This is a genomic window from Dietzia sp. Die43, from assembly GCF_024519835.1.
Classification (GTDB): domain Bacteria; phylum Actinomycetota; class Actinomycetes; order Mycobacteriales; family Mycobacteriaceae; genus Dietzia; species Dietzia kunjamensis.
Genome location: NZ_JALJRF010000003.1, coordinates 184,390 through 207,185, shown reverse-complemented (window position 1 = coordinate 207,185; position 22,796 = coordinate 184,390). Strand labels below are relative to the sequence as shown.

Below are 22,796 nucleotides of genomic sequence, written 5' to 3'. Positions count from 1 at the left end.
GGGGTCCTTTTCGCGGGGGCGTGACGGGCGCCACCGAGCGTAGCCCGGTCCCCTCGGCATCCTCGCGCTGCCCGTGCCTCAGCCGGAGACCATCCGGATGTAGAGCAACCGGTCGCCGCTCTCGAGTGCGTCCGCCTCGGACTCGTTGACCTTGATGAGCTGCCCCTTGCGCACCACCCCGAGCACGAGTTCGGCGAGGTGTCGGGGCGAGCCGCCCACCTCGGACTCCTCGACCCGCCGCTCCGCGATGGAGAAGCCCTCGTCGGGGGTCAGCAGGTCCTCCATCATCCCCACGACGGTCGGGGTGATGGTGGCCAGGCCGAGGAGCCGTCCCGTGGTCTCGGCGGAGACGACCACGGAGTCCGCGCCGGACTGCTTGAGCAGGTGTTTGTTGTCGCTCTCGCGGACCGTCGCGACGATCTTCGCGTTCGGTGCCAGTTCCCGCGCGGTGAGGGTGACCAGCACGGCCGTGTCGTCCGAGTTGGTGGCCACCACGACAGCGGAGGCCCGGGTGAGTCCGGCCAGTTTGAGAACGTCGGACCGGGTCGCCGAGCCGTGGACGGTGACCAGACCGTGGGTGGCCGCGGCCTTGAGTGCCTGGGGATCGGTGTCGACGACGACGATGTCCTCCGGGGCGGTGTCGTCGGCGAGCATCGCCGCGATGGCGGACTTGCCCTTGGTGCCGTACCCGACGACGACGGTGTGGTTGCGCACGTGAGTTCTCCATCGCTGGATCTTGAGGGCCTGACGGGACTGCTCGGTGAGCACCGACAGGGTGGTGCCGACGAGCAGGATGAGGAAGAGCACGCGCAGCGGCGTGATCAAGAGGGCGTTCAGCAGTCGCGCCTGCTGGGTGACCGGGGAGATGTCCCCGTAACCGGTGGTCGAGAGGGATACCGTGGCGTAGTAGAAGCTGTCGATGATCGTGATTCGCCCGCCAGGGCCGCCTCCGCCCTCGTACCCGTCCTGGTCGACGTAGACCACGATGGCGGCCAGACTCAGCGTGAGCACAGCCATCAGCACTCGCTTGCCGATCAGCCGCCACGGCGTCTCACTGTGCTCCGGGATGCTCACCACGCCCACGAGCGCGTGGTCGGGGCTCTCGTCCAGCGGGTCGTGGCCACGGAACCGCGATGCCAGTGCGCGCTTCTTCACCATGGGACTCCGTTTCCGCGACGCGTCCCCCGCGGGGACCGTGCCGTCATCGACATGAATCGTCGCCTATCGCCCGCCGCGGGACAACAACCGACCCCGCCCCGGCCCGTCGGAGAGCAGTCGTGACAGCTCGTCGGCGTCCGGCAGATGGGCCGGTTCGATCGTGCGCCCGGAACGCACGTAGTGGAACGCGGCGCGCACGCGGTCGAGCCCCACGGGTCGTCCCAGGCGGGCACTGGCAATCTGGGCCCAGGCGTACCGGTAGACGGCCAGCTGGAGGGCGACGGCGGGCATGTCCCGCTCGGCGGGAACCCGTCCCGTCTTCCAGTCCACGACGATCCACCCCGGGTCGTCGTCGCCGTCGGTGTCCGCGCTGGCGGTGGCGGTGAACACCGCGTCCATCCGTCCGCGCAACAGGTGTTCGCCGAGCCCCACCTCGAAGGGCACCTCGACCGCTTCGGGTGTCATCCGTGCCCATCGGGATGCCTCGAACGCCTCCTGCAGTGCAGTGAGGTCCGCCTCGGACAGTCCGTCGGCCGCGCCCTGGTCGCCGGCGCCGGGCAGGTCGTCGATGTCGAGGAGGTGGGTGGCGCCGAAGCGGTGCTCCAGCCAGAGGTGGAAGCGGGTCCCGCGCCGGGCGAAGCGGTCGGGACGGAACGGGACCGGCCTGCGGAGACGGTCCGCGAACTCCCGGGGGTCGGACGCCAGTGCGACCATCTGCCCCGCGGTGAGCCGGCGGGGCAGGATCACCTCGTCCCGCTGTTCGGCCGCCCGCCGCGCGTCGGCCAGCAGCGGTGCCGCGGCGAGGTGCCAGCGGCGTGCCGGTCCCGATTCCGGCGGGTCCTCGTTCTCCGGGTCCACCGGCACGGCCGCGTCGACCGCCCGTGCGACGGCGACGCGGCCGGGGACGGCCGGTCGAGGCCACGTGGCCTCCACGACGGTCGTCGTGGCGGGGTTGGTCGGGGAGGGTGTGACGACGAGGTGATCGATCTCCCCCAGTGGCTCGTCTCCCCCGCACGCCTCCAGGACCTCGTCGAGGAATTCCGACGGGCCCTTGGGTGTGGCGGCCCCTCCGATCCAGTGTGACCCGGACAGCAGCAGCGTCTGCTCGGCTCGTGTCACCGCCACGTAGAACAGCCGCCGATCCTCGTCCAGTGAGCGTCGCCGGACCCGCTTGACATGACTCTCGAGCGCGTCCTGCAGGAGTTTCCGGTCGGTCACGTCGTCGAGCCGGGGCACAGGGACGCCGCCGGGGTTGTCCTCCGATTCACGGTCCCCCCGCAGGTGCTCGGGTACCTGGGTCGCCGTGCGCACCGAGGTCTGTGGCGCCTGGTCGGACGGGAAGACCCCCTGCGCCAGGTGCGGGACGGCCACGATCTCCCACTCGAGCCCCTTGGCGGAGTGGACGGTGAGGATCTGGACCCGCCCCGGTGTCGCGGCGACCTCACCGCGCGCGAGCCCGCCGTCGACCGTGCGCGCGAGGTCGAGGTAGGCCAGGAAGGCGTCCAGTCCTGTTCCCCGGTCCGGCCGGAACCCCGCCGCCACCTCCTGCAGCGCATCGAGTTGCTCGCGGGCCTCGCCGGCTCCCGCGCGTTGGCGTAGGCGGACCTCCGCGTCGAGTCCGAGCGCCTGCTCGGCGGCGGCGACCAAGCGGGCGGGGGGTGCCGAGGAGCGGGCACGCAGGCCCGAGATGATCCCGGCGAGTTCGCTGATGCGCGCGGCGCCGTCCGCGCTGTAACCGGCTGCGGGGCCGGGGTCGGCGAGGGCGTCGGCGAGCCCGGCCGAGTCGGTCTCCTCCCCCCTGGCGATGCCGTCGAGGATGTCCTCCAGCTGATCGAGAGCGGCCACCGCCCCGCCGGGGGCCGCGGACCGGCGTAGCGACAGGTGGGAGGCACGCCGGGCGAGCGCGGCGAGGTCCGCGGCTCCGAGGGAAAACCGGGAACCGCTGAGCAGGCGCAGCAGTGCGGGTCCCGCACCCGGGCGGGAGACCACGGTGAGCAGCGCGACGACGTCGGCGACCTCGGGGACGTCGAGCAGTCCGCCCACCCCCACCACCTCGACGGCCAGGCCGCGCGACTCGAGGGCGGCGGCGATCGCTGCGGAGTCCCCGTTGCGTCTGACCAGTACCGCAGCGGTCGGCGTGCGACCGGTTCGGGCGGCCGCGCTGTATCTCGCGGCGATCGCGTCCGCGAGCCATTCCCGTTCGTCCGACGCGGTGTCCAGGACGGCCACCCTGAGGTCGGCGGCCTCGGCGCCGGGTCGGGCTCGCAGTTCGGGGACGGGGATCGCCCCCGGCCGGTCGCGCAGGGGCGCGGTGATCCGGTTGGCCAGCGTCAGGACCTCGGGTGGGTTCCGCCACGAGGTGGTGAGCTCGCGCAGGTGTGACCGCCGACCGTCGGCAAGGGGGAAGTCCTCGCGGAAACGGTCGAGGTTCGAGGCCGAGGCCCCGCGCCAGCCGTAGATGGACTGCATGGGATCGCCGACGGCGGTGACGGCCGGGACGGGCCCCGCCCCACCTCCGAACAGGGAGGAGAGCAGGACTCGTTGCGAGTGCCCGGTGTCCTGGTACTCGTCCAGCAGGACGACCCGGAACGCCCGGCGCTCGGCCTGGCCGACCTGGGGGTGGTCGCGCGCGACGGTGGCGGACAGTGCCATCTGCGAACCGTGATCGAGCGCCGACTCCGCGCGCATGCGGGCCGCGACCGCGTCCACCAGATCCGCCAGTTCGTCGCGATGCCCCTGCACGTCCGCCGTCTCCTGGAGCCACCGGGTGGGGGTCTGGCGTTGCCGCGGCCCGGGGGGCAGGGTCGCGATGAGGGTGGTCATCAGGTCGGGGTCGGTACGCAGGTCCTCCGTGGTGATGAGGTGGTCGGACAGCTGTCCCGCCAGCGTGAGCACGTCGCGCGTCACCCGGCCGGGGTTCGATCCGGTCGTCAGGGGGCTCTCCCACCTCGACACCACGTCGTGCGCGAGTTGGAAGGCGGCGGTGGGGGTGAGCAGCCGCGAGTCCGGTTCGACGGGGACGAGCAGACCGTACGTCCCGAGCAGGGTCCCGGCGAACGCGTGGTAGGTCGAGATCTGTGGATCCTCGGTGCGGATCGCCTCCGCTATCCCGGGAGCGGCCCCCGGACCCGTGCACAGGGGACTGCGCGCGAGCGCGTCGAGTCGCCGACGGATGCGACGGGACAGCTGCTGCGCTGCCTTGCGGGTGAAGGTCAGCCCGAGGATCTCCCCCGGGCGGGCATATCCGTTCGCCACCAGCCACACCACGCGGGCGGCCATCGTCTCGGTCTTGCCGGCACCTGCTCCCGCCAGGACCAGTGTCGGTTCCGCCGGACCCGAGATCACCTCGGCCTGCTCGGCGGTCGGCCGGTGGATCCCGAGCGCGTCGGCGATGACGTCGGGCTCGATCATCGTGGTCACCCGATCACCTGCTCGCCCTCGGGCTGCGCCGGGCAGCTGGATCTGACGTCGCAGTGCTCGCACCAGCGACCTACTCTCGCGGTGTACGCCGGTCCGACGGTCGCGTGGCCCGCTGCCGTCACCCGCCGGGCGAGTTCCTCCGCCGCCTCCGTCCCGAGCGGATCCTGCATCCGTTCGGCCGGCATGCGCCCCTCCCTGCCCGCCAGGTAGAGCAGGAGTCCTCCGCCGGGGGCCCGACCGGCCGCGGAGTCGACAGCCCCGGCGGCGACGGCGAGTTGGTAGAGGGCGAGCTGCGGGTGCACGGCGGCCTCGGCGTGGCTCGCCGCGGCACGGGAGGTCTTCACGTCGACCGGGATCACCTGCCCCGCCGTGGTCGCCTCGAGCCGGTCGATCCGTCCGCGGACCCGCACCGGGCCGTCGACATCGAACTCGAACGCCTCCTCGACCCCGGCGGTGGTGTACTGGTCGCGCGTCGAGGCACGCCACAGTCGGAAGGTCTCGGCCATCTCGACCATCGACTCCGCGCCCCGCTCGGCGAACCACCCACGGGCCATCGTGAGGGCTTCCGCCCGTCGCCGCACGGCCCCCCGAAGTGCGTCCTCCGGGATCCCTCCCTCCACCGCCTGTGTCAGCGCGTGGACCGCCGAACCCCGCACGAGAGGGGCCGCCGATCCGGCGTCCGAGGAGTCGCCCCGCACCTTCTGGAGGAACCACCGGAGGGGGCACTCCTCCAGGGCACCGAAACCGGAGGGTGAGAGGACCGCGAGGGGTTCGCCCGGCGTCGAGGTGACCACCGGGGTCGTCGAGGACGGCTCGGCCGCGCCGAACCAGGTCCGCGGGTCGGCGACCTCCACCCCGGCGTCGCGGAGCCCGGCGAGGAGTCCGGCCGCATGCCGGGCGTCCGCGGGGTCGGTGGCCGGGTCGTGGAGTGCCGCCCGCAGGTCCACGGCCAGGTGCGGCAGCGTGAAGACGGTCGGCGCGTGCCGGGGCGGGCCTGCCACCGCCCCGGCGGGCGCCGCGGTGGGAGTGGTGGTGGCCAGGTCCGAGATCTCGTCGACGAACCGGGAGGGTGCGATGTCGCCCTCCTCCGGCGACTCGACCGCGGTCACCAGCAGGTGATCCCTCGCGCGGGAGCACGCCACGTAGAACAGTCGACGTTCCTCGGCCGACCGGGCGGCGGCGGAGGACACGGCCCGCTCGGCCTCGGACGGCACCGGGCCGTCACCGGCGACCTCGGTCAGGTCGACCAGCTCGTCGACTCCCAGGAGACCGGACCGCCGGCGGGGTGCCGGCCACACCCCGTCCTGCACGCCGCACACGGCCACGGCTCGCCACTGCCTGCCCACCGCCGCATGCGCGGACAGGACGCTGACCGCCCCTCCACGGGCTCTGGTGTCCGCGCGTCCGGGGGCGGGCAGGTCCTCGCCGGAGACGACGTCGCAGAAGAGGGCGACGGACCCGCCGGGGACCCTGTCGACGAAGTCGGCGGCGTGGTCGAACAGCGACACGACCGCGTCGAGCGAGCGGTCCACGGACCGGGACCACGGGTCGGCGGCGACCGCCTGGCGGACGAGGCGCCTCTCCAGTCTCGACGCCGACCACGCGGCCCAGAGGGCCTCCTCCGCGGTGCCGCCCGCCCCGAGTTCCGCCAGGACCGCCGCGCGGGCTCGCCGGACCCTGGTCACCGGCGCGAGCTCCACCGCCGTCAGGCCTGGCGGCATCCGGTCCTCCTCCGCGAGCACGAGCCGGCGCAGTGTGTCCGCACTCGGCTCGGTCCCGCCGATCCCGGAGCGACGCAGGCCGCGTCGGAGGCGTCGCATGGCCACCGCGTCGGCGCGTCCGATCGGTCCCGAGAGCATCGCCAGTGTCCGTTCCGCATCGGTTCCGGTCTCGCCGTCCACGGCGGAACGCACCAGCAGCAGGAGCGCCGACGCCACGGGGTCGTGGGCGGGCGGGATCTCCGCGCCCGCGTCCACGACCGGGACCCCCGCGGCGTCGAGGGCGGCGAAGAGCGCGTCCGCCACCCGGGGCAGCGAGCGGGTCACCACCGCCATCTCCGCGTAGTCGACGCCGTCCAGGACGTGTCGACGGCGGAGGAAGTCCGCGATGACCGCGGCCTCCGCGGCGGACGAGCCCGCGACGGTCACCCCCACCGACCCCTCGGCCGGGCCCGGCGTCGCGCGGGGCCGGTGGCGGGCGGCCCCGGGGAGTCTCGACGCGACGCGCGCGGCGACGGCCGTGATCGCCGGCGACATGCGGTGCCCGGTGTTCAGGTCGATCGCGCGGCCACCCTGGTCCACCACGGCCCGGGCGAGACCCCCGTCGGCGCCACGGAACCGGAACACCGACTGGTCGCCGTCCTCGGCCACGAGCAGGACGTCCGCCCCGCCTCCGACCGCCGCGACGAACTCGGCGGCCAGCGGATCGAGGTGCTGCGCGTCATCCACCGCGACGAGACGGCGGGACCGGAAGATCTCGCGCAGATCGGGATCGGCGGTGAGGGCGTCCAGTGCGGCCCCGACCAGTTCTGCGGCGTTGAGCGCCTCCGGTATGTCCGACTGTCCGGAACGCACCCCGGACCGCAGCGCCATCTGCTCCTCGTGGCGGCGGAAGAACCCGGCGGCGGCGACCCAGGCCGGACGCCCCGCGGTGCGGCCCAGCCGGGCGAGTTCACGGGGTCCGATGCCCCTCTCCAGCGAACGCAGGAGCAGGTCGCGCAGTTCGCGGGCGAATCCGACGGTGGAGAGAGCCGGCCGCATCTGTTCGGGCCAGTGCGGGGCCCCGTCCGCCAGTTCGCCCATCAGGGTCTCCCGCACCACCGCGTCGTGCTCGGCCCCGGTGCGCAGGCGCGGGGGCGGTCCGTCTGCCCGCGCGGCCGCCAACCGGACGACCGCGTGGGCGAGGGAGTACACGGTGCGGACGGGCGCGTCGGTGCCGACCACGAGGTGCGGGGGCATCCCGTGGGTGGCCCGTTCGAACAGGGTGGCCGCGGCCGCCGCCGAGCCGGTGAGCACCAGGACCCCGTCCATCCCCACCCCGCCGGCCACCGCGGAGCGCACCACATCGACGATCAGCGACGTCTTCCCGCTGCCCGGGCCCCCGCGCACGACCCACCGGTCCTGCCTGCCCGTCCGGGCACCCGACCAGTCACGCCCGAGGAGGTCGTCGAGTTCCGCCGACCAGGACGTTCCGTGCTCGTCGACCGCGCGTGCGTCGCGGGGGGCGGTCGGGGCAGGGGCGGCCAAGGCGGTGGCGGGCTGTGTCACGGCTCGATGAGACCACACGACCACGACATCCCCCCTGCCCGCCCGGACGAGCCGCTCGCCGGAGGGCATGTCGACCCCGCACCGCGCAGACCGGGCCCGCGACCGGCGCGGGGGACGGTACGCCTCAGCGCAGGGTGTCCTCGAGCATGTTCGGGCGGCACGCGGTCCGCGAGACGACCGTCATGATCGCCAACACCACCGTGAGGAACGCCAGGCCCGCCCCGAGCCCGGGGCCGTCGAACAGCATGCCGAACACGAGCGGCCCGAGGGACGCGGCCGTGTACCCCACGCCCTGGGAGAACCCGGAGAGCGCGGCGGAGCCGGCCTGGGTGCGCGTGCGGAGGTTGATCAGCGTGAGGCAGAGCGGGAACGTGCTGGGTCCCACGCCGAGCAGGCAGATCCACACCCACGCCGCGCCGGGAGCCCAGAGCAGGCCGGCGAACCCGGCCAGGTAGGACACGACGGAGACGACGACGACGGCGTACGGGTCCTCGAAGCGGCCCGCTGCCCACGGCACCACCAACGCCGCGACGAGGCCGATCGCCGAGTACACCGCCAACGCCAACCCGCCCTCCGCGCGCGTCATCCCGATCGATTCGGCCACGGCCGGGAGCCAGGTGAAGAACGCGTACGTGCACAAGGAGTTGGTTCCGAAGAACAGGGCCAGCGCCACGCCGACGGGCGAACGCCACGGGCGGATGCGCCGGGTGGGGGTCGCGGCGGAGCCGCCGGGGACGCTGGTGGGGGCGCTGGTGGGGGCGCTGCCGGTGGAGCCGTCGGCGGGGCGGGGGGACCCGGTGGCACGAGGGGAGTCGGTGGGGACGCCCGGCCGCACGACCTCGACGATCCAGGGGATCGCGGCGACGACGGCGAGGACCGCCCACCACCCGATGGAGACCCGCCACCCGGCGGCCTCCTCGACCGGCACCGCCACCAGCGCCGGGACGACGGTGCCCAGCTGCAGACCGGTGATGTAGGCCATGCTGACCGCGGCCACGTGCCGGGGGAAGTACTTCTTGACCAGGGGCGGGGCGACGACGTTGCCGATCCCCATCCCCGCCAGCGCGATGAGTGATCCCGCGCCCATCACCCAGGGGTCGTGGGCGGCGGCCCGGATGAGCTGCCCGACGGCCGCCGCGACCATCGCCAGGACCGTGAGCATCTCCAGACCCACCCGGCGTAGGACGATCGGGGTGAGCACACCCCAGACGGCGAACATGGCGGTCGGGACCATCCCGAGCAGCCCCATCCCGGCGGCGCCGAGGCCGATCTCGGCGTCGATCACCCCGAGCAGCGGGCTGAGGGAGGTGACGGCGGTCCGGAGGTTCAGCGAGACGAGGACGACGCCGACGAGGGCCACGAGCGGAAACGCGAGGGCACCCTGGCGGGACGATGCCCGCGGGGAACGAGGGGTCATGCCGACGTGTCCCCCACGAACTCGCCGACCTCGCGGGCCATGGACTGCAACCCGTCCATCGCGTGCGGCCGCGAACCGGGGTGCAGCGCGTGTACCGCCAACCGGAACACGGCAGCGCGCAACACCATCTGGGGCCACTGCTCGAGATGGCGCCATCTGCCGAGGACCCCGATGTCGGCCGTCCCCCACGACAGGTGGTCGACGGCGACGACCGCGGCCGACCACGAGGTCGGCCGGGCATAGGGCACGACGTCGGTCAGTGCGGGTTCGGCGGACGAGTCGAAGAGCAGACCCCGGGCGAGATCCCCGTGGACGACGCCGGTCACGGGGATCCCGACCGGCCTGCGGTGCCGGATGAGGCCCGTCGCACCGAGCAGAGCGGCCGCACGGTGGGTCGCGAAGGGCGTACCGCGGTCCTCCATCCCGGGCGCCAGGTCGTGCTCCGGGTCACCGTCCCAGGCGGTCGCCTCGGCGAACGCGAACAGGTCGGTCTCGGCCCACGGCCGCCTCGCCGGGCGGGTGGCGGGCCGCGGGGGCTCCACGTCGGCGAGCGCCGCGTTGATCCGCGCGGACCACGCGATGGTCTCGTCGGCGCGCGCCTCGGGGCGACCGGACACCACCCGGTCGGCGCGCCAGCCGGACACGACGTGGCGTCCATCGGTCGAGCGGACGGGGAGGGCCACCCGTAGCCCCGTCACGTCCAGTTCCTCCCGGACCCGGGCGGACCAGTTCGCCAGCGCCGTGTCCGCGACTGGGCGGAGCACGACGGCGGCACCGGAGGTGGACACCAGCCAGCCGGTCCCGGAGCCGGCGACCACGGGCACGGCCGGGCCGTCCGTCACGCCGAACGCGCCACGGACGTGCTCGGGGACCCTCGCATCGTTCACGCCGCCCACGCTACCCACCTCCTCGGTCAATACCCGGGCAGGGACGGGTCGACGTCGCGTGTCCACGCGTCGATTCCGCCCGCCAACGACCGGACGCCGGTGAATCCGGCCCCGGACAGGGTCGTGGCGGCGCGCGCGGAGCGCACACCGGACTTGCAGTAGAGGACCAGGCGCCCCCGGGCGGCGGCGCGACCGAGGACACCGGTGGGGTCCGCGGCGTCCTCGGCGACCGAGTCCAGGGGCACCCACACCGACGGCTCGATCCGGGCGATGGACCGCTCACCCGCCCCGCGGACGTCCACGAGGACCGGGGCGGCAGCGCCGGGGGACCCCGCCTGCGTCAACTCCTCCGCGAGCTCGGCGGCGGTGACGACCGGCACGGCCGCCAGCCCGGCCGCCGGCATCTCGCAGGAGACGTCGTCGGCCCCGTCGGGCAGTCGGGTGACCGGCTCCCTCGACGGGTCCGGTCGGATCGTCACCGCCCGGTGGGTCGACTCGAGCAGATCCATCAGGACCAGGCGTCCGAGTAGGGGCCGGCCCGCTCCCGTGACGAGCTTGACCGCCTCCATTGCCATCATCGACCCGACCGTGCCACACAACGCACCCACGACCCCGGCCTCGGCACAGCTGGGCACCGACCCGGGAGGCGGTGGGGACGGGTAGAGGTCGCGCAGGGTCACCGGGTCGGCGGGCGCCGGTGGGCGCGACCAGAACACGGCGAGTTGCGCCCGGAAGCGGTCGATGGTCCCCCAGATGAGCGGGATCCCCGCGATCTCGCAGGCGTCGGAGACCAGGTACCTGGTCGCGAAGTTGTCGCTGCCGTCGATCACCAGATCATGGCCCTCGAGAAGCGACTCGATGTTCAGGGCGTCGAGTCGGGCGTGGATCGCGTCGACCCGGACCCCGGGCGCCAACTCGGCCAGACGGTCCCTCGCCGAGTCCACCTTGGGTCGGCCCACGGCCCCGACGGAGTGGATCACCTGCCGGTGCAGGTTGCCGAGGTCCACCTCGTCGTCGTCGACGACCGTGATCCGCCCGACACCCGCCGCGGCGAGGTACATGAGCACCGGGGCACCCAGGCCGCCGGCACCCACGACGAACACCGACGCGGCGCGCAGGCGACGCTGCCCCTCGTCGCCGATCGCGCCGAGCAACAGGTGCCGCGAGTACCGTTCCCGCTCGTCCCTCGTCAGCTCCGGTACCGGGTCCACCAGCGGGGGAAGGCCGCGGTCCCCCGGTCCGCCCGCGGCGGTCATCCCGCCACCGGGGGTCCGTCGGGGAACGGCCACGCGTTGTATCGACACGTGTCGTCGTTGTCCGGGACCACGCCCTCGGGATCCAACTGGTGGATGTCGCCGTTGTTCACGCCGAACGTCTGCTGCATCATGATCGGCGCCAGGGCGCCGTCCGCGGGGCACGGCTCGTGGGCCGGGTAGCCGATCGCGTGGCCGACCTCGTGGTTGACCAGGTATTGCCGGTAGGACCCGATGTCGCCCTGGAACGACCTCGCTCCCCGCACCCAGCGCGCGAGGTTGAGGTAGACGCGACCCGTGGCCGAGTTGTAGCAACTCGCCTCGAGTTCGATGTCGTACCCGCAGTTCTCGCGGACCGTCATGGGGCTCGCCAGCGAGACCCGGAACGCGGGCTCGTCACCGGCAATCCGCCGGAACGCGACTGCGCCGTCGGCCGTCCAGCTCTTGGGGTTGGCCAGGGTCGCGTCGACCATCCTGGCGACCGAGTCGTCCCCGCCGAAGTCGACGGTGTCGATCCCGTCCTCGACCTCGACCGTGTAGCTGAACTGCTCGGCCGTCGGGCGTCCCACCGGATCGGTGCCGCCGGGCACGATCCTGAACTCCCCGCTCGCGGCCCCGATGAAGGAGCCGCCCTCCGGCAACTCACCACTGGGCGGGACCTCACCCGCCGCGGGTACCCCGACCACGGCCGGGGTCTCTTCCGCCCGGACCACCCGGTCCTCGTCCGACGCGCCCGGCGAGACGATGGCGTCCCCGATCACCAGGGCGGTGAGCACCACGAGCACCGGGATCGCGTACGCGCGCCAGCCCCAGGTGGCCAAGAACCTGCCGACCGGGGTCTGCCGACGCAGGTGGTCCCGGGATCCGGGCACCGACCGGCGGCGCCCCGGGGTCGACTCCTGCGGGTCCCACGGCGCGCGCAGCGGCTCGCCGTGCGGAGGGTAGTACGGGGGTCGCTGACGACCCTCGGCGTCCGCACCGCCCGGCGTCCGGCGACGGCCGTCGCTCATCCGTACACCTCCACGTCCACTCCTGAAGTCAAGGCCTACACGATCCCACATGAGGGGTGAGGCGCCTCCTCCCGCACTCCGCGGCTGCGGGTATTGTCCGTCTGGCCCGGACGCCTGTCGACTCCCGCCCGGGCGGAGAAGGAGCCAGCAGATGACGAGCCCGGACGGACCCTTCCCGGCCGCACCGGGCCGCACCCGAGCGGCCCGGCTCCCCCGCGGGGCCCGGCGCAGCCAGCTGATCGACGCCGCCGGGACCGTGTTCGTCGACCAGGGCTTCCACGCCTCCGGGATGGATGACATCGCCGTCCTGGCCGGCGTCTCCAAGCCGGTGCTCTACCAGCACTTCGATTCCAAACGTGACCTGTACATCGAGGTGCTGCGCCACCATGTCGACGAACTGCTCGGACGCATCCGTGCCGCGCTGGACTCGACCTCCGACAACCGGCGCAGGGTCGAGGCGGCCGTCGACACGTTCTTCGCGTACGCCGACGCCGACACCCGCGGGTTCCGGTTGGTCTTCTACTCCGAGTCCGGTGACGAGGACGTCCGGCGGGAACTCGACAGGGCCACCGACGGGTGCATCGACGCGGTCCACGACCTCGTCCGCGGGGACTCCGGGCTCGACGCCCACCGCTCGCGACTGCTGGCCGTCGGACTGGTCGGGGCCAGCCGGGTCAGCGCCGGGCACTGGCTCGACGCCGGCCGACCGATCCCCCGCGCGGACGCCGTCTCGACGACGGTCACGCTGTGCTGGGGCGGCCTGTCCAAGATCCCGCGTCACGGAGGGGACCGGACCGACCCGGACAACCAGGCCTGACCCCCGGGGGTCGGGGCCGCGAGGGCGGCCCCCGGCCCGGGGTTCACTCCCTCAGGAGAGGAACCCGACCGCGCGGCGCGCGGTCTCGCCGATCTCGACGTACGCCACCCGATCGGTGGACACGAGGTAACGGCGCCCCTTCTCGTCCTCGAGCTCGAGTACCGCCTTGGCCTCCGCGGTCAGGGCCGCCTCGACGCGCTTGTACACGTCCTCCGGCGTCATCCCGGTCTTGAACACGAGCTCACGGTTGCTGTCGGCGATGCCGATCTTGACCTCCACGGTGCCTGCCCTTCTCGTCGTAGGCGCATGTCACGCCGTCATCGGCGGTGCGTGCGGTCCAGGCTAGCCCGACGCGCTCGAAAGGCGGCGGCACGGGATAGGATGTGTGCACGTGGATCACTCCCCGGGTCCGGATCGCTCCGGCGCCGGGCGTGACAGGTCCCGTGGAAATGTGCGCGCGCCCCGCTCGCGAGGCCGGACCTTGTGCGGCCCGAACCATCCGCGCGCGAGACGAGAAAGGCACCGCCCTGTCCACCACAGATGTCACCACCGAAGAAGTCGACGGCATGGCCACGACGACCGCCGTCGTCGACGCCCCGTCCTCCGACTCCTCCCCCAGCTTCGCCGAGCTCGGCGTCCGCCCGGAGATCGTCACCGCGCTCGCCGAGCGCGGGATCACCCACACGTTCGCCATCCAGGAACTCACCCTCCCGCTGGCACTGGCCGGATCCGACCTCATCGGTCAGGCCCGGACCGGCATGGGCAAAACCTACGGGTTCGGCGTCCCGCTCCTCCACCGCATCGCCACCGGCGAGGCGACGAGGACGCTCGACGGCACCCCGCGGGCGCTCATCATCGTCCCCACCCGCGAGCTGTGCGTCCAGGTCACCCAGGACCTCAAGATCGCCGCGACCGGCCTCACCGCGCCGGCGGCCTCCGGGTCCGGCACCCGCCCGCTCAAGGTCCTCGCGATCTACGGCGGAACGCCGTACGAGCAGCAGACCGAGGCCCTGGAGAAGGGCGTCGACGTGGTCGTCGGCACCCCCGGCCGCCTGCTCGACCTCGCGAACCAGTCGAAGCTCGTGCTGGGCAAGGTCGAGGCCCTCGTCCTCGACGAGGCCGACGAGATGCTCGACCTGGGCTTCCTGCCCGACATCGAGAAGCTGCTGCGCATGGTCCCGGAGAAGCGCCAGACCATGCTGTTCTCGGCCACCATGCCCGGCCCGATCATCACCCTGGCCCGCACCTTCCTCACCAAACCCACCCACATCCGCGCCGAGGCCGCCGACTCCGGCGCCACGCACGAGAACACCACCCAGTACGTCTACCGGGCCCATTCGCTCGACAAGCCCGAGGTGGTCTCCCGGATCCTCCAGGCCGAGGGCCGTGGCGCCACCATGATCTTCTGCCGCACCAAGCGCACCGCCCAGAAGTTGGCCGACGATCTCGCGGAGCGTGGCTTCCGGGTGGGCGCCATCCACGGCGACCTCGGCCAGGGAGCGCGTGAGAAGTCCCTCAAGGCGTTCCGCTCCGGTGACGTCGACGTCCTCGTCGCCACCGATGTCGCGGCCCGCGGGATCGACGTCGACGATGTCACCCACGTCATCAACTACCAGTGCCCGGAGGACGAGAAGACCTACGTGCACCGGATCGGCCGCACGGGCCGCGCCGGACGCACGGGTGTGGCCGTCACCCTCGTGGACTGGGACGACCTGCCCCGGTGGGGCCTGATCGACAAGGCCCTCGGGCTCGGGTCCGGTGAGCCCGCCGAGACCTACTCGACGTCCCCGCACCTGCGGTCCGACCTCGGGATCCCGGAGAGCGCCGGCGGACGCGTCGGCGCTCCCACCGGGACCGGCTCCGGCCGTCGCCCGGCCGACCGTGACTCCCGCGGGCCCGCCCGGGAGTCCGGGACCGGATCGGCGCCCCGTCGGCGGCGTACCCGGACCGGGGCCTCCGGCGCGGACGGGGCCTCGACGCCCGCCGCGTCCGGTGACCCCGCTCCCGGGACCGACAGCGGAGACGATTCGGCGACCCCCGGGGACGCACCCCCGCGGCGCCGCCGTCGCCGTCGGCGCCCCTCGTCGTCGTCGCCCGACCAGGCCGGTCAGGACTGACCGGGCCACCACCTCCCCACACACGGCACGTGCGCGCAGACAGTCACGCCACCGGCGGCCCGGGCCGACGGTTCCCCGGTGTGCCCTCCGAACGGGGGACACGGCGCGATCTGGTGACCGCAGCCGTCATCGTCGTCGTCATGGCGGTGGTGGCCGCCGCCGTCCTGCTGTCGGGAAGCGCGAACCGGTCGCACTTCCGCGCCGCCGACGACGAGCAGCCCGTCTACGGGCCCGCAGTCGAACGCCCCACCTCACTCCAGCCCCTGTGGTCCCACGCGTCGGGGGGCGCAGGCGCCCCACTGACCACCAAGGGCAACCTCGTCACCCTCGACGACGACGGGACCCTCGTGGGCCGCGACGCGGGCTCGGGCGAGCAGCGGTGGACGTATTCACACGCCGGACGTACCTGCGCGGCCACGTTCTACGCCGACATCCTCGCCGCGGCGTTCGACGGGGCCGCCGGGTGCAGTGACGTCACCGCCCTCGATCCGACGACGCAGCAGTACACGAGCACCCGACAGAGCGCCTTCCCCGACGCGATGGAACTGACCTCGACCTGGCGGCACGCGCTCGCCTTCAGCCCCGAGCGGCTCGAGATCTGGCGCGACGACCTGGTCCGCACCGTCGAGTACGGCGCCGTCGAGGCGCCCCAGGAAGCCGACATGCAACCACGCGCCGACTGCACCCTCGGAACGGCCGATCTCACCGACGACCGGTTCGCGGTCGCCGAACGCTGCCCCGGCGACGACTCCACACGGCTCACGCTCGCCGAGACCGTCCCCGAGGACAGTCGCAAGCCCGAGGAGATCGCCTCGGAGACCACCGGCGCCCGTGGCCTGTGGATCATCGACGTCACCGACGAGGGAGTCCTGGCACTGACCGACCGCGACGGTGCCTGGGCCGTCGAATGGTTCACCTCCCCGCGCCGGTACTCCCCCGTCCTGCGGCTGGACTCCGAGCCCGCCACGAAGCCGGGCGTCACCACCCTCTCCGGCGACGACACCCAGGCACGGTGGTTCGACGGCGGCTCCACCCACGCCTTCCGGACCGATACCGGCCAGCACACCTGGACGGCCGGCGGGACGACCGGCCCGGGACTGACCGGCGGGTGGTCACCCGACCCCGACGTCACCACCGCGCGGGATTGGGTGCTGCTGCCCGTCGCCGGCGGATTCGGACTCCTGGACCACGACTCGGGCGTCGAGACGCTCCGCCTGGGTGCCACCTCCGCAGAGGGCGAGGGCGTCACCGGGCTGGCGCAGATCGGCGACATCCTCTACGAACGCCGCGGCGGCTCGATCCACGCCTACAAGCTGCTGGCCTGACCGGGCCGCCGACGGCCGGTCAGGCGGCGTACCGGTCGGTCAGGCGGCGTACCACTCGACGGCGTCGCGCCGGAACAACGCCACCAGGGCGGAGGCACACACCACCGCCAGAGCGATCCCGGCCAGGTACTGGTGCGACCCCACCCCCACGTACCACGCGACGAAGAGCAGCAGCAGCTCGGCGATCACCACCAGACCGCGGCCCCACCTCCGACCGCGCAACAACCCCAGTCCGGCGGCCAGCAACCCGCCGCCGAGGATCGCGAACCACACCGCGGTCCCGTACCCGCTGATGACCACGGTCTCCTCGCGGTGGCCGCCGATCGCACGGACCAACAGGACCACCGCGATGCCCACGCCGATGAGTCCCTGAGCAGAGGCGATCCAGCCGGCGAGGCGGACCGGGCCGGGGATCGCGATCCGGGGGTCGGCCGGAACACGGGGCTCGTCCTGTCGTCTCACGTTCACCTCTCAAGACTATGTGCCACCGGATCCACCGGGCCCCACACCCCTGGTGGAGCGCATTCCACCTAGGAGGCTGCTGAACAAGGCGCCATTGGGGGTTGCGGTGGTGTGAGCGGCTTGCGGATCGGTCTCGGTGGGCCGTCAAGCGGCGATTCAGGTCAGCGCTCTGGGTACGGCGACTGGGAGCGATGCGCCCGCCTGTGGTCCTCGTGTGGCTGACCGGCCTGCAGCAGGGAGGTTCATGAGGCCCTGGTTACTGGGTCAGGCCAGGGCCCAGGTCCCGTTCTCCATGGTCAGCCCCATGGCGAGCAGGCGTCGTAGGTTGAGGGCGGCGGCGCGGTGGTGGAGCCAGCTGTTGTTCTTATCCACCCCGCGATAGGGCACTCGTCGGGCGCCTCGGGTGAGCCAGGCGATGGAGCGTTCCACCATCGGGCGATGCTGCCGGTAGGTGGCCCGGAAGTCCTCGCCCTGTGCGCGCTGGCGGTGCTGGCGTTGCAGCACATGGTGCTCGCCCAGCAGCACCGAGCGGCCGGATTGTGAGGTGGTGCACCGCTGGCGCAGCGGACACTGCCGGCAGGCCGCACCGAACTTCGCCCGGCCCTGCGGCGACACTGTCCGCGTGACATCAGCCGGGCAGGTCAACGTGTTTGCCGAGGCATCGAAGGTGAAGTCATCCAGACCAAACCCGCCCTCCACAGCGGGCCTGGTCGGCCAGGGTTTGACCAGGGGCAGCCACTGCTTTCCGGCGAGGGTGGCCAGCATGTCTCCGGTGGCGTACGCCGAGTCTCCGAGCACTTCAATGTGTTCGACGTCTGTAGTGGTGGGATCTGTGGTCACCAGGTCCGCACCGACGGCGGCGTCGGAATTGTCCGGACCGCTGGCCCGACTCAGCCGGGCCGCAGTGGTCAGCCCGGTATCGGGTTCGACCACGATGTGGGCTTTGAACCCGTCCTGGCGACGCTGCTGGGTCTTGTGCGCGTGCCGGGCATCGGGGTCCACGGTAGAGATCACCCGGTCCGGGACGGTGCGGCGGGCGATGCGCCACCGGCCGTCGGTGCCATCGGAATCCTCGGCGGGCTCGACGTCCTGGCCGGCGACCAATGCCAGCAGCGCCACCGCCTCGGCTGGTCTGCCGCCGGCGGCGGTGATCGCCTCAACATCCAGAGCCTCAAGCAGTGCCAGAGCGTCTGCGACCAGGGCCGAGACCAGCTCGTCGCGGGCGGCCCGGTCATCCCAGGCGATACGCGGTTTGCCCGCCGTCTCGTATCCGTGGCCGGTCACCTGGGCCAGGCGGGTGCACACGCTGGCGATGAGGTCTTTGGCGTCGGGGACCTCGCGGCCCACCCGACGGATCTGGGCGATCAACTGGGTGATCGTGTCCTGACGGGCCACCGCATCATCCAGAACCGTCGAGTCCAGTGCCCGGCGGGTCTTGGACTTGACCGCCCCGGTCTCGGCGATGACCTGGCGCACCACCTCGAAGATCCGCTGCGGACGCTCGCTGGCCGCCAACCGGCGCCGCCAGTAAGTCAACGTCGACGAGTCGAAGCCCTTCGCATCGACCGCGTACCCGCACGCGGCCTTCCACCGCAGGTCAAACGTCAACGCATCCACGGCCTCCCGGTCGGAGTGCCCAAACAGAGCCTGAAGCACGATGACCGAGGCGATCACCTCCCCCGGGATCGACGGCCGGCCCCGGCCCGAGGGAAACAGATCGGCGAACAACTCCGCCGGGAACAAGCGATCCCGATGCTCGGCCAGCAACGCGAACACGCTGCCGGGCTCGAGCAGATGCCCCGCCACCGACTCCACATCCAGCAATTCCCGTTGCCGATCCGACTCACCCTGCATACACGCAGTATTTCAGGCGCCCCGCCAACCCGAGGTGCGGACACCCGGATTGTTCAGCAGCCTCCTAGGCGATAACAGCCTCTGGTGTGGGGTTTCGCTCCGATTTGACAAAGCGCGTGACGTTTACCACATCACGCTTCAAGAGGGTTGACTTGTCAGGGAATCGTGGGACGATCAGTTGTAACAGCGCAGACACACCGTGTTTGCCTTGCCTTAACCGGGAGCCACTCCAGCAGGAGCGAGCCCGCGGAGCGGGTACAACCCCCACCACCCCGTCGGGTGTCACCGAACACGCACGTTCTCACGTCGATCGTACAGGTCAACGCCTGAACGGCGCGTGTTCGTGCTGCCCGGCGCACCCGACCTCGGTCTCACGACGAAGGAGTTCCCATGGACTGGCGCCACAAGGCCATCTGCCGCGACGAGGATCCCGAGCTGTTCTTCCCCGTCGGCAATTCCGGCCCCGCCCTCGCGCAGATCGCCGAGGCGAAGATCGTCTGCAACCGCTGCCCCGTCACCGCCGAGTGCCTGACCTGGGCCCTCGAGTCCGGCCAGGACGCCGGCGTGTGGGGCGGCATGAGCGAGGACGAGCGTCGCGCCCTCAAGCGTCGCCGCGCCCGCACCCGGACCACGGTCTGACCCCGACCGTCTGACGCGTCCGTCGCCCGACCCCAGGACGGCCAGCGTACGAGAGGCCGGTTCCCAACCCGATCAGGGTGGGAACCGGCCTCCCGCCGTTGTGGCGGCCGATCGGTCAGTCGATGACGGCGATGAGATCGCCCGCCTGGATGACGTCGCCGGGCTTCACCGCGACCTCCGTCACGGTTCCCGAGCCCTCACACAGCACCGGGATCTCCATCTTCATCGACTCCAGGAGAACGATCGTGTCGCCCTCGGCGACCTCGGTGCCGACCGCCGCGACGACCTCCAAGACGTTCGCGACCATCTCGGCACGGACCTGTTCAGTCATATGGATTATTCCTCTGCTTCCTCGACAACGGCCCCCGGACACCTCCAATGCAACCACACGGGCCCGCGCATGGAAGACTTGTACACCGACGAAAGGAGGCGACCATGAGCAAGCGTGGCCGCAAGAGGCGGGATCGCCGTAAGAAGAACGCCAACCACGGTAAGCGTCCGAACAGCTGAGTACGGACGCCGTGGACGACGAGGGGGCGGGCACCTGACCGGTGCCCGCCCCCTCGTCGTCCGTCACCGCGTCCGCGGATCAGCCGAAGTCGCGTCTCTCGACGGTCGTGTGTCTGTGAACCACGGTGGTGCCGTCCGCATCCGTCGTGGTCACCGTCGTGCGTCGGATCTCCACCATCAGACGTTCCCGCAGCCCGGTCGGAGCCTTCTCGCAGCACGAACTGGAGAGCTTCGCCTTGAGGCGGCGCTCCGAGAGGAACAACTCCCGGCAGTCCGGACACCCCGCGAGATGATGTTCGAGTCGAGAGCGGCAGGCGTCGTCGCACTCGAGGTCCACCAGCAGGGACAGGTCGCGCTTCGCCGACCGACAGTCGATCTCGTCGAGTCGTGGGTCGTGCTCCCTCATCACTTCGCCCCCTCCTCTCGGTCGCGGCCGAAACCCCGCTCGGTGGCCACGTCGCGCAGCAGCTCGCGCAGCTGCTTGCGACCGCGGTGTAGACGCGACATCACGGTCCCCAGCGGGGTGTCCATGATCTCCGCGATCTCCTTGTACGGCAGGTCCTGGACGTCGGCGTAGTACACCGCCATCCGGAACTCCTCCGGCAGCTCGGCGAGGGCCGCCCGGATCTCGTCGTCCGGCAGCAGTTCCATCGCCTCGACCTCCGCCGAGCGGAGGCCCGTCGAGGTGTGCTCGGCCGCGGCGGCCAACTGCCAGTCCGTGATCTCATCGGTCGGGTACTGCGCGGGCTGGCGCTGACGCTTGCGGTAGTGGTTGATGTACGCGTTGGTGAGGATGCGATGCATCCACGCGCGGAAGTTGGTCCCCGGCTTGAACGAGTGGAATCCCGCGAAGGCCTTGGCGTAGGCCTCCTGCACCAGGTCCTCCGCATCGGCGGGATTCCGGGTCATCCGCAAGGCCGCGCCGTAGAGCTGGTCGAGGAGAGGCATCGCCAGCTCCTCGAACTTCTCTGCGCGCTGGTCGGCCTCGTCGGGCTGCAACTCGGTCGGCAACCGGAACTCCTCACCTGTCGGTGTCCCGGAGTCTAACCGCACGCCCGGGGCGTCGAGGACCGCGGTCCGCATCGCACCCTCCCTTCCGACCCGGGACCTACCCCGGGTACCTGCTGGGAATCAACGCGGTGGGCCGTCGCGGTATTCCGGACCCCGTCACCCGCTAGGCTCCCGTCCCGTGGGCAGCAGGAAGGGACGAGGCGGCGCCGCGGCGACCCCGGCGATCGTCGCGCTGCGCGACGCCGACATCGACCACACCGTGCACACCTACGAGGTGACCGGTGACGCGGCCTACGGCGACGAGGCGGCCCGCGTGATGGGCGACCGACTGGGGGTGGCCGCGAACAGGGTGTTCAAGACACTGGTCCTGGCCACCGGCAGACCTCCCGAGGGGTCACGGGTCCCGCTCGCGGTGGCGGTCCTGCCCGTGACCTCCTCGCTGGACCTCAAGGCCGCGGCCGCCGCCCTGGGGTGCGGCAAAGCCACCCTGGCGCCGATCGACGTGGCGGAGAAGAGCACCGGGTACGTCGTCGGGGGCGTGTCGCCCGTCGGCCAGCGACGCCCCCTGGCGACTGTGGTGGACGCCTCGGCCCTGGCCCATCCCACGATCCTGTGCAGCGCCGGCAGACGCGGGTGGGAGATCGAGCTCGCCCCCGTGGATCTGGTGGCGATCACCCGGGCGGTGACCGCCCCGATCACGGCCGGCTGACCGCCCGGTCACGGCCGCCCAGACACGGCCGCCTGGACAGGACTGTCCGGATGCGACCGCCTAGAAGAGCATCCCCTCGGCGGGGTCGACCGGCCGCACCAGCTCCGGACCGTCGTTGCGGACATTGGACACCGCCCGCGACACCGGCCTGATCTCCACCGACTCGGCCCACTCGCCCAGGTCACCGCCCGCGCCGTCCACCAGGGCGCGCGGGTCACGCATGACAGCGGGATCGAGCCAGTCCCCGAGTACCTCGGGGCGGACCACCAACGGCATCCGGTCGTGCACCCGGCGCAGTGACCCGAGCGCCTCCGTGGTGAGGATCGTGCACGACAGTTGGGTGACCGTCTCGTCCACCGGGTCACGTCGGGCCTCCCACAATCCGGCCATGAGCAGGCCGCGGTCCCCTGGCAGGCTCATGAAGTACGGCTGCTTGGGACCGGCCTTCCCGCCGGGGGTGGCGGGCTCGCCCGGCACCCACTCGTACCAGCCGTCCATCGGGATCACGCAGTGCCGGCGGGCGACCGCGGACCGGAACGACGGCTTGGAGTACGCGGTCTCCACCCGGGCGTTGAACAGGTTCGGCAGCCGCTGTGAGTCCCCCGCCCACGAGGGAACGAGCCCCCACCGCATCGCCCGGAGCACCCGCCGGGGCGTCGCCGTGCCCGCCGCTGCGCCCGGGCCCGGGGTCGCGCCCTGACCCGCCGTCGCCGCCGTTCCGGCCGGCTCGACGAGCCTCTCGGACCGCGGAACGTCCAGTGCCAGAACCGGGATCGTGGTGGTGGGCGCGATGTTGAACCGCGGGGCCCGGGGCGCGCTGGCGGGGAACAGGCCGGGAGGCGGGGACGTCGCCTCGTCGACCGCGTCCAGCTCCACCGCGAGCAGCGCCGGGTCCGAGGAGAGGGAGAACCGTCCACACATGCCGACATCCTCGCACCCGG

At 72.3% G+C, this 22,796-nt stretch carries 20 protein-coding genes; 6 read left to right on the top strand and 14 right to left on the bottom strand.

Annotated features, from left to right (window positions below; translation table 11 throughout):
- Positions 1-78: 78 nt before the first annotated feature.
- From NR111_RS03825 to NR111_RS03790, 7 genes are all read right to left on the bottom strand, one after another.
- Entirely contained in the window at positions 79-1,158 is a 1,080-nt protein-coding gene (locus NR111_RS03825; protein WP_132063692.1) for a TrkA family potassium uptake protein, read from the bottom strand.
- Between the two features lie 63 nt (positions 1,159-1,221).
- Positions 1,222-4,569 (bottom strand): UvrD-helicase domain-containing protein, encoded by a 3,348-nt coding sequence (locus tag NR111_RS03820; protein WP_256819988.1) that lies wholly within the window; start codon positions 4,567-4,569, stop codon positions 1,222-1,224.
- Between the two features lie 5 nt (positions 4,570-4,574).
- A complete protein-coding gene (locus NR111_RS18455; protein ID WP_308202002.1) occupies positions 4,575-7,844 on the bottom strand; it encodes a PD-(D/E)XK nuclease family protein in 3,270 nt (1,089 codons plus the stop codon).
- 124 nt (positions 7,845-7,968) lie between these two features.
- Positions 7,969-9,261, bottom strand: coding sequence for an MFS transporter (locus NR111_RS03805; protein ID WP_256819918.1), 1,293 nt, complete (start codon positions 9,259-9,261; stop codon positions 7,969-7,971).
- Positions 9,258-10,148: a TIGR02569 family protein gene (locus tag NR111_RS03800; RefSeq protein WP_256819917.1), complete on the bottom strand. Its 891-nt coding sequence runs from the start codon at positions 10,146-10,148 to the stop codon at positions 9,258-9,260. Before NR111_RS03800 ends, NR111_RS03805 begins: the two co-directional genes overlap by 4 nt.
- 26 nt (positions 10,149-10,174) lie before the next feature.
- Complete coding sequence (locus tag NR111_RS03795; protein ID WP_256819916.1) at positions 10,175-11,404, bottom strand: ThiF family adenylyltransferase; 1,230 nt, start codon at positions 11,402-11,404, stop codon at positions 10,175-10,177.
- Positions 11,401-12,411, bottom strand: a complete 1,011-nt coding sequence (locus NR111_RS03790; protein ID WP_067712339.1) for a DUF3152 domain-containing protein — start codon at positions 12,409-12,411, stop codon at positions 11,401-11,403. Before NR111_RS03790 ends, NR111_RS03795 begins: the two co-directional genes overlap by 4 nt.
- A gap of 151 nt (positions 12,412-12,562) precedes the next feature.
- On the opposite strand from NR111_RS03790, the gene NR111_RS03785 reads away from it, so the two are divergent.
- Positions 12,563-13,228, top strand: a complete 666-nt coding sequence (locus tag NR111_RS03785; protein ID WP_119191975.1) for a TetR/AcrR family transcriptional regulator — start codon at positions 12,563-12,565, stop codon at positions 13,226-13,228.
- A gap of 51 nt (positions 13,229-13,279) precedes the next feature.
- On the opposite strand, the gene NR111_RS03780 is transcribed toward NR111_RS03785, so the two are convergent.
- On the bottom strand, positions 13,280-13,507 hold the full coding sequence (locus tag NR111_RS03780) for a DUF3107 domain-containing protein (protein ID WP_067712332.1): 228 nt from the start codon (positions 13,505-13,507) through the stop codon (positions 13,280-13,282).
- Between the two features lie 218 nt (positions 13,508-13,725).
- Here NR111_RS03780 and NR111_RS03775 point away from each other — a divergent pair, with 218 nt between their 5' ends.
- Complete coding sequence (locus NR111_RS03775; protein ID WP_374210683.1) at positions 13,726-15,345, top strand: DEAD/DEAH box helicase; 1,620 nt, start codon at positions 13,726-13,728, stop codon at positions 15,343-15,345.
- Positions 15,346-15,458: 113 nt separating this feature from the next.
- Entirely contained in the window at positions 15,459-16,670 is a 1,212-nt protein-coding gene (locus NR111_RS03770; protein WP_244294270.1) for a hypothetical protein, read from the top strand.
- 39 nt (positions 16,671-16,709) lie between these two features.
- On the opposite strand, the gene NR111_RS03765 is transcribed toward NR111_RS03770, so the two are convergent.
- The gene (locus NR111_RS03765; RefSeq protein ID WP_096905877.1) at positions 16,710-17,138 is read right to left on the bottom strand and encodes a hypothetical protein; all 429 of its coding nucleotides are present in this window, start codon (positions 17,136-17,138) and stop codon (positions 16,710-16,712) included.
- 258 nt (positions 17,139-17,396) lie between these two features.
- Positions 17,397-18,986 carry an IS1182 family transposase gene (locus NR111_RS03760; protein WP_256819915.1) on the bottom strand — a complete coding sequence of 530 codons (1,590 nt, stop codon included), beginning with the start codon at positions 18,984-18,986 and terminating at the stop codon, positions 17,397-17,399.
- Positions 18,987-19,376: 390 nt separating this feature from the next.
- On the opposite strand from NR111_RS03760, the gene NR111_RS03755 reads away from it, so the two are divergent.
- Complete coding sequence (locus NR111_RS03755; RefSeq protein ID WP_067712327.1) at positions 19,377-19,625, top strand: WhiB family transcriptional regulator; 249 nt, start codon at positions 19,377-19,379, stop codon at positions 19,623-19,625.
- Positions 19,626-19,740: 115 nt separating this feature from the next.
- Here the strand turns inward: NR111_RS03755 and NR111_RS03750 are convergent, their stop codons facing one another.
- Positions 19,741-19,956 carry a biotin/lipoyl-binding carrier protein gene (locus NR111_RS03750; RefSeq protein ID WP_067712324.1) on the bottom strand — a complete coding sequence of 72 codons (216 nt, stop codon included), beginning with the start codon at positions 19,954-19,956 and terminating at the stop codon, positions 19,741-19,743.
- 104 nt (positions 19,957-20,060) lie between these two features.
- On the opposite strand from NR111_RS03750, the gene NR111_RS18800 reads away from it, so the two are divergent.
- The gene (locus tag NR111_RS18800; RefSeq protein ID WP_370452405.1) at positions 20,061-20,135 is read left to right on the top strand and encodes a 50S ribosomal protein bL37; all 75 of its coding nucleotides are present in this window, start codon (positions 20,061-20,063) and stop codon (positions 20,133-20,135) included.
- 79 nt (positions 20,136-20,214) lie between these two features.
- On the opposite strand, the gene NR111_RS03745 is transcribed toward NR111_RS18800, so the two are convergent.
- Positions 20,215-20,541: a zf-HC2 domain-containing protein gene (locus tag NR111_RS03745; protein WP_067712322.1), complete on the bottom strand. Its 327-nt coding sequence runs from the start codon at positions 20,539-20,541 to the stop codon at positions 20,215-20,217.
- Positions 20,541-21,218, bottom strand: a complete 678-nt coding sequence (locus NR111_RS03740) for a sigma-70 family RNA polymerase sigma factor (RefSeq protein WP_067712319.1) — start codon at positions 21,216-21,218, stop codon at positions 20,541-20,543. The genes NR111_RS03745 and NR111_RS03740 overlap by 1 nt, the downstream gene beginning before the upstream one ends.
- A 106-nt stretch (positions 21,219-21,324) precedes the next feature.
- Between NR111_RS03740 and NR111_RS03735 the strand changes: the two genes are divergently transcribed.
- On the top strand, positions 21,325-21,855 hold the full coding sequence (locus NR111_RS03735; RefSeq protein ID WP_096905878.1) for an aminoacyl-tRNA deacylase: 531 nt from the start codon (positions 21,325-21,327) through the stop codon (positions 21,853-21,855).
- A gap of 60 nt (positions 21,856-21,915) precedes the next feature.
- On the opposite strand, the gene NR111_RS03730 is transcribed toward NR111_RS03735, so the two are convergent.
- The gene (locus tag NR111_RS03730) at positions 21,916-22,776 is read right to left on the bottom strand and encodes an SOS response-associated peptidase (protein WP_206474579.1); all 861 of its coding nucleotides are present in this window, start codon (positions 22,774-22,776) and stop codon (positions 21,916-21,918) included.
- Positions 22,777-22,796 lie beyond the last annotated feature (20 nt).